This is a genomic window from Tritonibacter mobilis F1926 (assembly GCF_000376545.2).
Lineage (GTDB): Bacteria > Pseudomonadota > Alphaproteobacteria > Rhodobacterales > Rhodobacteraceae > Epibacterium > Epibacterium mobile.
Map to the genome: position 1 here is coordinate 54,970 of NZ_CP015231.1, position 12,906 is coordinate 67,875.

Below are 12,906 nucleotides of genomic sequence, written 5' to 3' on the forward strand. Positions count from 1 at the left end.
CAGCACTCACACCGCATTCATAGGATCATCGCACGAATAAGCATTGCGACCACCCCGAGGATTGCGACGCTGACAAACCAGAGGCCGATAAACCAAACCCATTTTATCAGAAGGGCGCGCTTCATCAGTGATAGCCCTCCGACGGATCCATCTTGCCGCGAAATACCCAGTAGGCGTAGGCTGTATAGCCCAAAATAATGGGGATGAGGATCGCGGCCCCGACCAGCGTAAAGGCAAGGCTCGCATCAGGGGCGGCCGCCTCCCAGATGGTCAGGGAGGGCGGGACCATCATCGGATAGAAGCTGATGCCGATGCCGATATAGCTCACCACAAAGAATCCCAGTGCGGCCAGAAACGGCTGCGCATCCTTGCCATCGTTCAACCCTCGAAAGAAGGCCCAGGTCAGGCCCAGCATCAACAAGGGTACGATCATGGAAAATAGGCTGCCGGGAAGATTGAACCAGCGTTGAAAGTACTCTGGCTCCTGAAACGGGGTCAGAAGACTGACGAGACCGATGAGGCCGAGCGTTGCAGCGCCAAGCCACCATGCATAGCCGCGCATTTGCATCTGAATGTCATGCTCAGTCTTGAGCACAAGCCACGTCGCGCCGAGCAAGGCGTAGCCGATCACAACGGCAAATCCGGTCAGCACGGAAAACGGCGTGAGCCAATCGAACCAGCCACCTGCATAGGCGCGCCCGTCGATCTCGACCCCCTGCACCAATGCGCCCAGCGCGATACCCTGACATAGGGCCGCGACAAATGACCCACCGAAGAAAGCGATATCCCATAGGCGTTTGTTCTGAGTACGCCAGCGATATTCAAAGGAGACGCCGCGAAACACCAACGCCAAGAGCATGAGTATGATCGGCATGTAGAGAGCCGGCATCACGATGGCATAGGCGAGTGGGAAGACCGCAAACAGACCACCACCACCGAGAACCAGCCATGTCTCGTTACCGTCCCAAACCGGTGCGACAGAATTCATCATCAGGTCTCGATCTTGTTCGGATTTCCCAAAAGGGAATAAGATACCGATTCCAAGATCGAACCCGTCAAGGATGACATAGGTCAGGACTGCAAAAGCAATGAGCCCCGCCCAGATGAACGCAAGATCGAATATCATTGAGCAGTGTCCTTTTCGCCGGGGGTGAAGTCTTCTTCGATCTGTTGAGCCGGTGTAATCCCGGCAGTGCGGATAGGACCGTCTCTAAGACCAAGGCGTGGCGTTGCCGGGCGTTTGTTCATCATCTGCAGCAGGTAGTATGTGCCCGCACCAAAGACGAAGAAGTAGACAATAATGAAGGCAACGAGTGAGGTCGCAACGGCTGGGGCCGCAACGGGCGCAAGACTATCGCTCGTTCGCAGGAGGCCGTAGACGGTATAAGGTTGTCGCCCAACTTCTGTGGTGATCCATCCTGCCAGCACCGCAATAAAGCCGGTCGGACCCATCAAGATTGCTGCACGGTGCAACCAAGGTGTTGTGAACAATGTGCCACGATAGCGAGCCCAAAGGCTCCAGAGGCCCAGCCCGAGCATCGCAAAGCCAAGCCCGACCATCACCCGGAAGCTGTAGAACACAATGGCGACGGGCGGCTCTTCATCGTCCGGGATCGTGTCCAGACCATCAAGTGGCGCGTTCAGCGAATGCTTGAGGATGAGAGAGCTTAGTTTTGGGATTTCGAGCGCGTAATCGATCTGTCGTTCAGCCTGATTTACGATGCCGAACAAAATGAGCGGCGCACCGTCCGGGTGGCTCTCATAGTGGCCTTCCATCGCCATGACTTTTGCGGGTTGGTACTCAAGGGTATTGAGCCCATGCATGTCGCCTGCATATATTTGCAGCGGTGTGACAATCGCTGCCATCCACATGGCCATGGAAAACATACGCCGCGCTTCCTGATCGCTGCGATCGCGTAGCAGATGCAGCGCGCCCACTGCCCCAACCACCAGTGATGTGGTCAGGAAGGCCGCTAGAACCATATGCACCAAACGGTAGGGGAAGGAGGGGTTGAAGACGATCTGCCACCAATCCTCGGGAATGAACTGCCCGTTCTCGGCAATCGAAAACCCTGCTGGGGTCTGCATCCAGCTGTTTACGCTCAGGATCCATGTGGCCGACATCAACGTACCAAAGGCGACCATGGCGGTTGCAAACATATGGAGTTTCTCGCCCACGCGCTCTCGCCCGAACAGCATGATGCCGAGGAAACCCGCCTCGAGAAAGAAGGCCGACAGGACCTCATAGGCCATGAGGGGACCCACAACCGGTCCGGCCTTGTCGGAAAAAACCGACCAATTGGTGCCGAACTGATATGACATTACAATCCCCGACACGACCCCCATCCCAAAGGCCACGGCAAAGATTTTTTTCCAGTAATTGAACAGCGTCAGATAGGTTTGATCTCGGGTTTTCATCCATAACCCATTCAAAACCGCCAGAAAACTGGCAAGCCCGATGGAGAGCGCGGGGAAGATGATATGAAATGAAACGGTGAAGGCGAACTGTATGCGTGCCAATGTCTCTGCACTGAAACTGTCGAGCATGATGTCGGTCCTTTTCGCTCGGTCCTCGATATCCGCGATGGGCAAGTGCGGCTGGTGATTGCCTAGCGGCTCGCGGTTCACCGGGTCAGTGACAAGGTCACCGAAGTTGCACATAACCTACATCGCAAATAGAAATTTGAGCGACGAGAGCAAGCGAACTATGGGGGTCGTCCTCGTAATACTCTGTAATCGCTTCAACTTGCCGCATGATCGCTGCGTCAATTGGCGCGGCTGTTGGGCGGCTTTGTCGCATTTAGGGAGGGGTTTATGGCCATAGGTGACTGGACAGAGAAATTTCAGGGCACGAAGGCATTGCCGCGTCCGGTCCGCGACCGCCTGCTTAACGTCGCACAGATTCGGCACTACGCAAAAGGACAGCAGGTCTTTGGCCCGGAAAACCTGCCCGACAGTTTATTGTTCCTGTTTGACGGTACCATTCGCGTTTCTCAGACGTCTGACAATGGCCGCGATATTGTGCTTTATCGGGTCGATGCCGGGGAAAGCTGTGTGCTGACAACCGCCTGCATGCTGGCCGAAGAGGCTTATAATGCCGAAGGCGTCGCAGAGAGTGATATCACCGTTATTGTGTTGCCCAAGTTGGCCTTTGACAGATTGGTGGCAGAGGAGCCCGCGTTCCGCTCGTTTGTTTTCGCAGCCTATTCACGCAGGCTGATTGATTTGCTGCGCGTGGTGGATGATGTGGCCTTTGGTCGGATTGATGTGCGCCTCGCGGATCGACTTCTGACGCTTGCAGGTGGCGACAAAGAGATCGCCGCAACGCACCAGCAGATTGCCAGCGAGTTGGGTACAGCACGCGAGGTGATCTCGCGTGTGTTACATGATTTCCAAAAGCGAGAGTTGATCGCGCAATCTCGGGGGCGGATCACCATCACCAACAAACCAGCGCTGCGGACGCTTGCGGATAGCGATTGAGCTTGCAGTATGAAAATCGCGCTTAAGTGACAATATCACTGAACCGCCTAAGCCCGTCCTGTACGTTTTATCCAATCGAATTCAGTTTGGAGGACGTTATGGCGCCCAATGTCGGAACACTTGATCGCCTGCTGCGCATCACGCTCGGTCTGGTGCTTTTATACCTCGCATTTCTGAGTGGGATGCCATTTTTTGATAGCGTTCTCGCCAAATATGGCGCTGCAGCAATAGGCATCGTGATGCTGTTGGTCGCCGCACTCAGGGTGTGCCCGATCTATTCGATCCTTGGCGTGAAAACCTGCAGGAGATAATTGATGGAAACGGCCTTTACACCTTTGATGTCTTTCGGCGGCGGGGCTTTAGTCGGGCTGGCTGCGGTACTGCTCATGCTTGGACTTGGGCGCATTTTGGGGGCGACGGGGATACTGTCTGGTGCAGTGTTTGTGACCTCGCGCCAAGAGACCACATGGCGTGTTGCTTTGATTGCTGGCATGTTGATTGCGCCGGGCGCAATTTTTGTCGTGACGGGCACAATGCCTGAGATCTCAGTCCCCTCAAGCTCGATCATGATCGTGGTTGGCGGTCTCATCGTGGGATTGGGTGCAAGCCTTGGCTCTGGCTGCACTTCGGGACATGGCATATGCGGATTGTCCCGCCTCTCTCTGCGTTCCATCGTGGCGGTGCCGACATTTATGGCGACGGCTGCAATCACGGTTTACCTGATACGACACGCATTCGGAGGCTGAACCTATGCAACTGATTTACACGGTTCTTACCGGGCTTGTCTTTGGGATCGGGATCGCGCTCTCTGGCATGATGAATCCTGCCAAGGTGCTGAATTTCTTCGATGTGATGGGGAGTTGGGATCCCAGTCTGGCCTTTGTGATGGCGGGGGCTTTGACGGTGACTTTTCTTGGCTACCGGCTGGTGTGGAAGCGCGACACGCCCCTCTTTTCGGATCGCTTTCAGATCCCCACATCAACACTGATCGATGCAAAGCTGATTGGCGGCTCGGCGCTTTTTGGTATCGGCTGGGGCATTGCAGGATTTTGCCCCGGTGCAGCCATTCCCGCCCTTGGAACGGGTCGCTGGGAAGTTGCGCTGTTTTTAAGCGCCGTTGTCGGCGGTTTTTTCCTGCGCCGCCTGCTGTCCAATTTACCGCTAAAGGCCACATCGTAACGCGACACAATGCCCGGAGGAGGCCAAATGACCACTTATCCCGTGAAAATGGATGTCAAACCTGAGGTTCAGTCCTTCTTTGACGACGCCACCAATACCATCAGCTACATCGTAAAAGATCCTGCCTCAAATGCCTGCGCGATCATCGATAGTGTAATGGACATCGACTATGCCGCCGGGCGTATCACCTACGACCATGCGGATGAGTTGATCCATCAAATCCAATCTCAGGGCCTGCAGCTCGAATGGATCATCGAGACCCATGTGCATGCAGATCATCTTTCCGCTGCACCTTACATTCAAGGCAAGTTGGGTGGCAAAATCGGAATTGGGTCAAAGATCATGGTCGTGCAGGATACCTTCGGCAAGATCTTTAACGAAGGGACCGAGTTTCAGCGAGATGGTTCGCAGTTTGATCGCCTCCTTGAGGATGGCGATACCTATACAATCGGCACTATGCAGGCATTTGCGATGTATACGCCGGGCCACACACCCGCATGCATGGTGCATGTGGTGGGGAATGCGGCTTTTGTCGGTGATACGCTCTTTATGCCTGATGGCGGGTCCGCACGCGCCGATTTCCCGGGCGGCGACGCCGGAACGCTTTATGACAGTATTCAAAAAGTGCTCAGGCTACCTGATGAGATGCGCCTCTTTATGTGTCACGACTATGGCCCCAATGGTCGCGATATCGCTTGGGAAACCACCGTAGGCGAAGAAAAAGAGCACAACATTCATGTCGGCGGTGGCAAGACGAAGGAGGAGTTCGTCAAGTTTCGCACTGAACGGGATGCCCAGCTTGATATGCCGAAACTCATCATTCCGTCCCTGCAGGTGAATATGCGCGCTGGTGAAGTACCAACCGATAAGGATGGGCGCCCAATGCTCAAGGTACCCGTCAACGGTCTGTAACAATCTGCCCGGGAGGAATTCATGGAACTCAGAGAGATTTCATCCAAAATCACGGTAAGCCCGCAGGTCACGAAAAAAGATGTGGCCGAGATCAAGGCCAAAGGGTTTCGCGCAATCATTTGTAACCGGCCTGATGGAGAAGGGGCAGATCAGCCTTCGTTTGAAGAAATCAATGCTGCAGCAAAGCTTGCTGGAATTGAAACGCGCTACCTGCCTGTCCAGTCCGGCATGGTTACAGATGAGGATGTCGCCGCGTTTCGTGACGCCTTAGAAGAGTTGCCCCGCCCGATTTTAGCCTATTGCCGCAGTGGCACCCGCTCAGCGACTCTCTGGTCGCTCAGCGAAGCACAGTCGCGCCCAATGCCCGAAATCCTCACGGCAACCAAGGCGGCTGGGTTTGATATGAGTGGCGTTGCGCGGCGTATCGCCAATGGAGGCCGGACGCCGACCGATACCGGAGACGCAAAATTTGATGTGGTCATCGTTGGCGCCGGCGCTGGCGGTATCTCGGTCGCAGCGAGTCTGAAAGCGCGCAAATCAAATCTCTCGATTGCAGTGATTGATCCCGCAGATATCCATTACTATCAACCCGGTTGGACGATGGTGGGCGGTGGGGTTTTCAGTGCGAGCCAAACCGCCAAAACCATGGGCAGCCTCATTCCCCGCGATGTGACGTGGATCAAGGCCGCAGTTGCGGCCTTTGAACCCCAGAACAATGCGGTCATCCTGGATGGGTGCCGGGTGGTGAAATATAGCCGCCTCGTCGTCTGTCCGGGCCTTAAGCTCGATTGGGGGCAGGTTGAAGGCCTCGAAGAAACCTTGGGGCGCAATGGCGTCACGTCAAACTACCGCTACGATCTTGCTCCGTATACTTGGCAACTGGTGCAAGAGATGACGCGGGGCAGGGCGGTTTTTACACAGCCGCCAATGCCAATCAAATGCGCAGGTGCGCCACAAAAAGCGATGTATCTGTCTGGCGATGCTTGGTTCCGCCGAGGTGTCGGCAAGGATATCGACATCCAGTTTATGAACGCTGGCGGAGTGTTGTTTGGTGTGAAGGACTACGTTCCCGCCCTGATGAAATACGTCGAGAAATACAACGCAACGCTGAACTTCTTCCACACTCTGATTGCCGTGGATGGACCTGCAAAGACAGCAACTTTCAAGGTATCGCAACCGGATGCCGATTCCCGCGAGATCAAGGTAGAGTTTGACATGCTGCATGTTTGCCCGCCGCAGGTCGCACCCGATTTCATTCGGGTTTCACCGCTTGCGGATGCGGCTGGCTGGGTCGATGTGGATCAGGCAACATTGCGTCACACTCAGTTTGATAACATCTGGTCTCTGGGCGATGTGATGAATGCACCAAACGCCAAAACCGCCGCTGCGGCGCGCAAACAGGCGCCGACCGTGGCCGAGAACATTGTCGCCGACATTGCTGGAGGCTCTGCTGTAGCGCAATATGACGGCTATGGCTCATGCCCGCTAACTGTTGAGCGCGGCAAGATTGTGCTGGCAGAGTTTGGGTATGGCGGTGCGCTGAAACCCTCGTTTCCAATGTGGCTTTTGGATGGCACCAAACCAACTCGTGCCGCATGGTTTCTCAAGGAAAAGATGCTCCCGCCAATTTATTGGCAAGCCATGTTGAAAGGCAAAGAATGGATGGCTAAGCCGGAAAACCTGAAGGCCGCTGCCGAATAGACACGCGATCATGCGATCAGGGACGGCGCGCAACGCGCAAAATCCTTGGCCCCCATCCAAGCCAGCTGTGTCTCAGTTCACGAGACGCGGCAGGCTGCGAAAGGACAGTAAATCAAAGATGCACAGTTTGCGTCAGTACTTCCCAATCCTCGAATGGGGTCGGACCTATAACAAATCGGCGCTCTCCAATGATTTGATTGCGGCCGTGATCGTAACGATCATGTTGATCCCGCAGTCGCTTGCTTACGCCTTGTTGGCCGGATTGCCGCCGGAAGCCGGAATTTATGCCTCTATCGCTCCCATCATTCTCTACGCGGTGTTTGGCACCAGCCGCGCATTGGCTGTCGGGCCGGTTGCTGTGGTCTCTTTATTGACGGCCTCAGCGGTGGGGCAGGTCGCTGAACAAGGGACAATAGGATACGCAGTCGCAGCGCTCACGCTTGCCTTCCTTTCAGGTAGCTTTTTGGTGCTGATGGGCGTCTTCAGGCTTGGGTTTCTGGCCAATTTCCTGAGCCATCCGGTCATCGCAGGGTTTATCACGGCCTCTGGTGTGTTGATCGCAACCAGTCAGATCAAACATATCCTAGGCATCAATGCGGGTGGGCATACATTGCCAGAGATGCTCTATTCGATCCTAACGCATGTCGGGGATATCAACTGGATCACAGTGGCTATTGGTGTGGCCGGAACGGGTTTTCTGTTTTGGGTGCGTAAAAATCTGAAACCAACATTGCAGCGGATTGGAACGCCTCCGTTGCTGGCCGACATCCTGACTAAAGCCGGTCCGGTAGCTGCTGTCGTGACCACTACCTTGGTAGTGTGGATCTTTGACCTCACGGATCGAGGAGTAAAAATCGTTGGGGAAGTTCCGCAAAGCCTACCCCCACTCACATGGCCTGGCCTCTCGCCTGATTTGCTCAGCGCGCTCCTGATGCCTGCGATCCTCATTTCCATCATTGGATTTGTTGAATCCGTTTCGGTCGCTCAGACGCTCGCAGCAAAGAAACGTCAGCGCATAGATCCGGATCAGGAGTTGATAGGGTTGGGTGCAGCAAACCTTGGGGCCGCTTTTACGGGTGGTTATCCTGTCACGGGTGGTTTTGCACGCTCGGTTGTGAACTTTGATGCTGGCGCTGAAACGCCTGCAGCGGGGGCATTCACTGCGATCGGCCTCGCGATCGCTGCCGTTGCACTCACCCCGTTGGTGCATTTCTTACCCAACGCAACGCTCGCCGCGACGATCATCGTCGCCGTTCTAAGCCTCGTCGATCTCTCGATCCTGAAAAAGACGTGGAATTATTCTCACGCGGATTTTGTGGCTGTGGCGGCAACGATCCTGCTGACGCTGACGTTCGGGGTCGAAATCGGTGTTGCAGCAGGTGTGTTGACCTCTATTGTTTTGCACCTTTACAAAACCTCGCGCCCCCATGTCGCAGAAGTTGGCTTGGTCCCCGGCACGCAACATTTTCGCAACATTGACCGTCACGACGTCGAAACCGACCCTACACTTGTGTCGCTGCGGGTGGATGAAAGCCTCTATTTTGTGAACGCGCGCTTCCTAGAGGATCTGATCCAGAAGCGAGTGACCGAGGGCTGCGCCATCAAACACGTGGTGTTGATGTTCTCTGCGGTGAATGTGGTCGATTATTCCGCTCTCGAAAGCTTGGAAGCCATCAATCATCGCCTGAAAGACATGGGAGTGGGGCTGCATTTGTCCGAGGTGAAGGGGCCAGTGATGGATCGATTGCAGCGTTCGCACTTTGTCGAGGAGCTGAACGGTAGAATCTACCTGTCGCAGTATGAGGCGTGGAGCAGTCTCATGAACTCGCCGCAATCCAACGCTGCGCGTTAGCGACCGCGTGGCCTGGTGCTCCTGGCCGGGCAGAATGTGGTTACTTGTAGAAACCTTCTCTCAGGTTGATACCGTGCTCAAGCCATGCCTTCATCGCGCAGATCATGCCTGTCCATCCTTCGCAGTTTACAAAAGACGAGGACAGACCCTCAGGCGTTGAAGGCCAACCAAATTCAGTGATCCGAACCAGTGTTCGGTCATCATCAAGCGGTTGAAATTCCATTATAACTGTCGTCCATGTTGCGGAGTCCTTTTCCGGCTCCCACTGTAGGACAATCTTGCGGTTGGGCACGACCTCCTGAACCAGTACAGGGCACGCGCCAGTGCTTTCATGGAAATTCCACGCGACCTCTACACCTGCCTCCAGCCTGCCTGACGCACCACCCGTCGCAAAGTATTGCGTTAGCTGCCCCGGTTCGACCACAGCTTTGAAAACCTCTTCGACAGGTTTGGAAATACGTCCAGCGACGGTGAATTTTGGTTCCATTGGGTATTCCTCCCTTTGCTTCACGCAATTAATGTTATAATATTATAACATGTCAATAGAAGACCAATACGACGCTCTGTTCAAAGCACTTGGGCACAGAGTGAGACGGCGGCTCGTTGACCTGTTGAGGTCAGGACCGCAAACGACAGGTCACCTGTGCGAGGCGATGCATGAACTTGATCGATGCACTGTGATGCAGCACTTGCGCGTATTGGAAAGGGCTGGATTGATCGTCGTCGAGCGACGCGGAAGAGAGAGGTGGAACCACTTTGACGCCTTGCCCATCCACGATCTGCAGACGCGCTGGATTGGGCCCTATGCAGACTATGCAGTTTCTGTGCTTTCTGATCTAAAAGCGGGCGTGGAAAACGATGACACAGAGCTGAATGAGCCGCCCATGCAGGCTCAGGACCAGATCAAGTAAACGAAGGCCACTGTCCATGCGATCTGTGAAACCTAAGGATATGCCCCACCTTCATGACGGGCAAAAAACTCAACACATTTGCCAAGAATCGATCTTGTCTTTTAAATCCTGTCGCGATAAACGCTCTGCACGGTGAGGACGAGGTTCTCGCTACTTGCGTTTTAGCTGGCTGCAACCTTGGTCAGTCATTAAATGCGAGAAAAGTGTAGTATTAGTGCCCCTATAGCTCAGCTGGTAGAGCAACTGATTTGTAGCGTCGTCTCAGGCTCAATTCTGAGGCAAGTTGCAGCCCTCGATGGAAACGTTGAGGTGAACTGGTGTCAAATTCGGGGAAACCTTAGCAGCTTCGGTTGTTGGCAATCCCGAGCGAAGCTTTCCGAGGCAACTTGGATTGAACGTGTAGAGACTTGACGGCACCCACCTAAAGCCTTTCGGGGTCATGGTGAAGAGAAAGTCCAGACCACAAAGCGCCATGTGCGTGGCGGCGAAAGTCGTAGTGGTATGAATCAGTAGGTCCGCGGTTCGAGTCCGTGTGGGGGCACCATATCATCACCTTAACTACATGATAAATATCCGGTATTTTCAGGTGCTGCGTGTCTAGTCCCCCTTTAAGTCCCCCTTTCACGTGTTGCTACGTCGTCAAAATCCATCATGCTCGAAATCAAGCGTCTAGTCGCGGGGTCGTATCCATAGCGCTCTAAGAACAAAGAGCAGGCTTCCCGCGCGGCATCATCTGCGCCGCGCCGCAAGCGCTCATAGGTTCGCCAGTGCATTCCTTTGGGTTTGGCCTCCGGCAAGTCAAAAATCCCACCATGCCAGCCAAGGCGCGCACGTAGGCGTTCGCAGCGCCGCGCTGCGCGGTCGGGGGCAGCTTCCTGCTGTGAAGGGTAAGCGAGGTCATGGCAGCGACGACACGCAAATACAGCGCCCCCATACAGCTTGGCAGCACGGTTTCCACAGCCCGTCGCTGGACAACGGAACCAAGGGCGTTCGCCTCCGAAGTGGCAAGAGGTCCAATCCATCAAGACCGGGTAGTCAAAGCCCTTCCAATCTGTGCCGGGTGATCGGCTGCGATAGTTCAGGCGCAAGGCGTGGCGTGTTTCTATCCGCACTTCAATGGACGCGGTGATTTTCTCATCGGTCCTCCACTGCCAATGAAACTGAGTAGAGGGGCGCAACAGTCCGTCGCGCGCCCAGCGCCTAATATCAACAGCCTTCAGGCTATCGGTAGTGTCTTTTGCTGAGAAAAAACTGCGCTTGCCGATACCTTTCGCCCCCATGGTCAGTCGTGATATCCTTCGAAATCATTTGCAAAGTTTATCATAGCGCCTAATCCTTGGCGAGAATGCGACAAGCCGGGGAAGCAATGAAAGTTGCGCGATGTTTGATGTGTGTCGCCTTTCTGTTCTCAGGAACGCTGGTCAGTGCCGGGTCAATTTCGGGAAACGATTTGCTTGAAGGGTGCGAAGCGGACAACCCAATAGGAGTAGAACGTGGTTTTTGCCTCGGCTTTATAATGGGGGCAGTGGATGGTCTCAAATGGGGTGCTTTGCGCGGCATACAGTTGGTCAAGCCAGATGAGTTTGACAGTGAAAGTTACAACGCCATTACGGATTTGGCTTTGCAGACCTGCCCACCGGACGGCGTTGAGAATGGGCAAATCGTGGACATCGTGGTTCAATACCTTGCCGCCAATCCCCAAGCTAGACACAACAGCGCAAGAGCGTTGATCCAGTTGGCTCTATCCGAGAGCTTTCCTTGCTTTTGAATCCCTCGTGGCGGCTTACTTATTCCCCCTGCCCATGGCTATATCTATAAATGCCCCCAAATTTTGGGCAGAGGAAACAAACAATTTTCTCGGATACTGCCCCAATTTTTGGGGTGATAACCGCTGCGGATCGGGCCTCAATCACAGTTTTTGGGATGGCCACGCACAGATTTTGCGCGGGGGGTCTGTTTTTTCCATCTGGCAAATTCGCGGGTGGCGGGCTTCCTGTCAGCCGTCTGAGCTTCCGTCAGCGCGTAGAGTGAGGCGCGCCCGTTGCCCTCTGGTCCGAGGTAGCCTTTCCGCGTCACGCGGATGAACCCATGTTCGATTAACGTTTTGAAGTAGGGACCAATCGTATTGCGCGAAACGCTGATTGCCTTCGCGGCCTCTTCGTGACTGATAGAAATGCGCCCGTTGTTGTGACCGTTATACCGCCGCTTGATAGCGACATAGAGTGCACGAGGGCCAGGTTTCATATGCGCCCATGCCTCTGTCGACTGTAGGTATTCAGAGAGCTGGACGTGACGCCCAGCCCCCTTTTTTCGCTGTTTGTAGGGCTTGGCCATCAGTCGGGCAGCCCCTTGCGAAGATCGGCGTATGCGCGCGCCAGAGGTTGCGGGAAGCCGTGTTTGCGGATCAGGCGGCGTTCCCAAGGGTCGCGGGGCTTTGTGTGCTTCTCAGAGGCCATTAAGCTGCGTCCCCGTTGTCCAAACGCGTGACTGTGGAGCGGATCACATAACGCGCATGTGTCCCCTTGAATGGGCCGTCATGCGGTTCTGTGATGGTTTCAATCGTGACGCCCAGTTTTCGCAGATTGTGGACATATCCCGACCAACGTGGGCCGGGGGTATCGATGGGGGTGCAGCCCTTTTGGTCTGCGTCGATCAGGCATTCCAGCGCCCAGCGGTCTCGCCCGGATACGGTGATGGTCTCGCCAGCGCCGCAAGTTTTGGTCACAGTGAAGCGCGCCGCGCCCCATTTGGAGTCGGTTGTCATTGGTCGTCCTTTACATTGAATGTGCAAGGCGCTGGGCTTATGTGTGGGGGATATCTTGCCGGATATATTCCCGCCTCCGCCCAGCGCGTTTGCGCAGGTGGGGCGGG

General features: G+C 54.9%; 16 protein-coding genes. 9 read left to right on the forward strand and 7 right to left on the reverse strand.

Annotated elements, in window-relative coordinates; all coding sequences use genetic code 11:
* Positions 1 to 124: 124 nt before the first annotated feature.
* Together cydB and K529_RS15705 are read right to left on the reverse strand one after the other, a co-directional pair.
* Positions 125 to 1,126, reverse strand: a complete 1,002-nt coding sequence (gene cydB, locus K529_RS15700; RefSeq protein WP_005613157.1) for a cytochrome d ubiquinol oxidase subunit II — start codon at positions 1,124 to 1,126, stop codon at positions 125 to 127.
* Positions 1,123 to 2,547 carry a cytochrome ubiquinol oxidase subunit I gene (locus tag K529_RS15705; protein WP_198528128.1) on the reverse strand — a complete coding sequence of 475 codons (1,425 nt, stop codon included), beginning with the start codon at positions 2,545 to 2,547 and terminating at the stop codon, positions 1,123 to 1,125. Before K529_RS15705 ends, cydB begins: the two co-directional genes overlap by 4 nt.
* A gap of 267 nt (positions 2,548 to 2,814) precedes the next feature.
* Here K529_RS15705 and K529_RS15710 point away from each other — a divergent pair, with 267 nt between their 5' ends.
* From K529_RS15710 to K529_RS15740, 7 genes are all read left to right on the forward strand, one after another.
* On the forward strand, positions 2,815 to 3,480 hold the full coding sequence (locus K529_RS15710) for a Crp/Fnr family transcriptional regulator (protein WP_005613150.1): 666 nt from the start codon (positions 2,815 to 2,817) through the stop codon (positions 3,478 to 3,480).
* Between the two features lie 98 nt (positions 3,481 to 3,578).
* Positions 3,579 to 3,791: a YgaP family membrane protein gene (locus K529_RS15715; RefSeq protein WP_005613148.1), complete on the forward strand. Its 213-nt coding sequence runs from the start codon at positions 3,579 to 3,581 to the stop codon at positions 3,789 to 3,791.
* A 3-nt stretch (positions 3,792 to 3,794) separates the two neighbouring features.
* Entirely contained in the window at positions 3,795 to 4,226 is a 432-nt protein-coding gene (locus K529_RS15720) for a YeeE/YedE family protein (RefSeq protein ID WP_005613145.1), read from the forward strand.
* A gap of 4 nt (positions 4,227 to 4,230) precedes the next feature.
* Positions 4,231 to 4,659, forward strand: a complete 429-nt coding sequence (locus K529_RS15725) for a DUF6691 family protein (protein WP_005613142.1) — start codon at positions 4,231 to 4,233, stop codon at positions 4,657 to 4,659.
* Positions 4,660 to 4,686: 27 nt separating this feature from the next.
* Entirely contained in the window at positions 4,687 to 5,571 is an 885-nt protein-coding gene (locus tag K529_RS15730; RefSeq protein WP_005613138.1) for an MBL fold metallo-hydrolase, read from the forward strand.
* Positions 5,572 to 5,592: 21 nt separating this feature from the next.
* Positions 5,593 to 7,272, forward strand: coding sequence for a bifunctional protein tyrosine phosphatase family protein/NAD(P)/FAD-dependent oxidoreductase (locus K529_RS15735; RefSeq protein ID WP_005613136.1), 1,680 nt, complete (start codon positions 5,593 to 5,595; stop codon positions 7,270 to 7,272).
* Positions 7,273 to 7,390: 118 nt separating this feature from the next.
* Positions 7,391 to 9,124: a SulP family inorganic anion transporter gene (locus tag K529_RS15740; protein WP_005613134.1), complete on the forward strand. Its 1,734-nt coding sequence runs from the start codon at positions 7,391 to 7,393 to the stop codon at positions 9,122 to 9,124.
* Positions 9,125 to 9,164: 40 nt separating this feature from the next.
* Here the strand turns inward: K529_RS15740 and K529_RS15745 are convergent, their stop codons facing one another.
* Positions 9,165 to 9,611, reverse strand: a complete 447-nt coding sequence (locus tag K529_RS15745) for an SRPBCC domain-containing protein (protein ID WP_005613133.1) — start codon at positions 9,609 to 9,611, stop codon at positions 9,165 to 9,167.
* 49 nt (positions 9,612 to 9,660) lie between these two features.
* On the opposite strand from K529_RS15745, the gene K529_RS15750 reads away from it, so the two are divergent.
* Positions 9,661 to 10,035, forward strand: coding sequence for an ArsR/SmtB family transcription factor (locus K529_RS15750; RefSeq protein ID WP_040641510.1), 375 nt, complete (start codon positions 9,661 to 9,663; stop codon positions 10,033 to 10,035).
* Between the two features lie 608 nt (positions 10,036 to 10,643).
* Here the strand turns inward: K529_RS15750 and K529_RS15755 are convergent.
* A complete protein-coding gene (locus tag K529_RS15755; protein WP_005613128.1) occupies positions 10,644 to 11,315 on the reverse strand; it encodes a hypothetical protein in 672 nt (223 codons plus the stop codon).
* Between the two features lie 86 nt (positions 11,316 to 11,401).
* Here K529_RS15755 and K529_RS15760 point away from each other — a divergent pair, with 86 nt between their 5' ends.
* The gene (locus K529_RS15760; protein WP_065335393.1) at positions 11,402 to 11,803 is read left to right on the forward strand and encodes a Rap1a/Tai family immunity protein; all 402 of its coding nucleotides are present in this window, start codon (positions 11,402 to 11,404) and stop codon (positions 11,801 to 11,803) included.
* Positions 11,804 to 11,940: 137 nt separating this feature from the next.
* Here K529_RS15760 and K529_RS15765 read toward each other — a convergent pair whose 3' ends face one another.
* The 3 genes from K529_RS15765 to K529_RS15770 are packed head-to-tail and all read right to left on the reverse strand — an operon-like array spanning position 11,941 to position 12,799.
* Entirely contained in the window at positions 11,941 to 12,369 is a 429-nt protein-coding gene (locus tag K529_RS15765) for a helix-turn-helix domain-containing protein (protein ID WP_005613123.1), read from the reverse strand.
* On the reverse strand, positions 12,369 to 12,491 hold the full coding sequence (locus K529_RS23980; RefSeq protein WP_264753296.1) for a hypothetical protein: 123 nt from the start codon (positions 12,489 to 12,491) through the stop codon (positions 12,369 to 12,371). The genes K529_RS15765 and K529_RS23980 overlap by 1 nt, the downstream gene beginning before the upstream one ends.
* Entirely contained in the window at positions 12,491 to 12,799 is a 309-nt protein-coding gene (locus K529_RS15770; RefSeq protein ID WP_005613120.1) for a winged helix domain-containing protein, read from the reverse strand. Before K529_RS15770 ends, K529_RS23980 begins: the two co-directional genes overlap by 1 nt.
* Positions 12,800 to 12,906 lie beyond the last annotated feature (107 nt).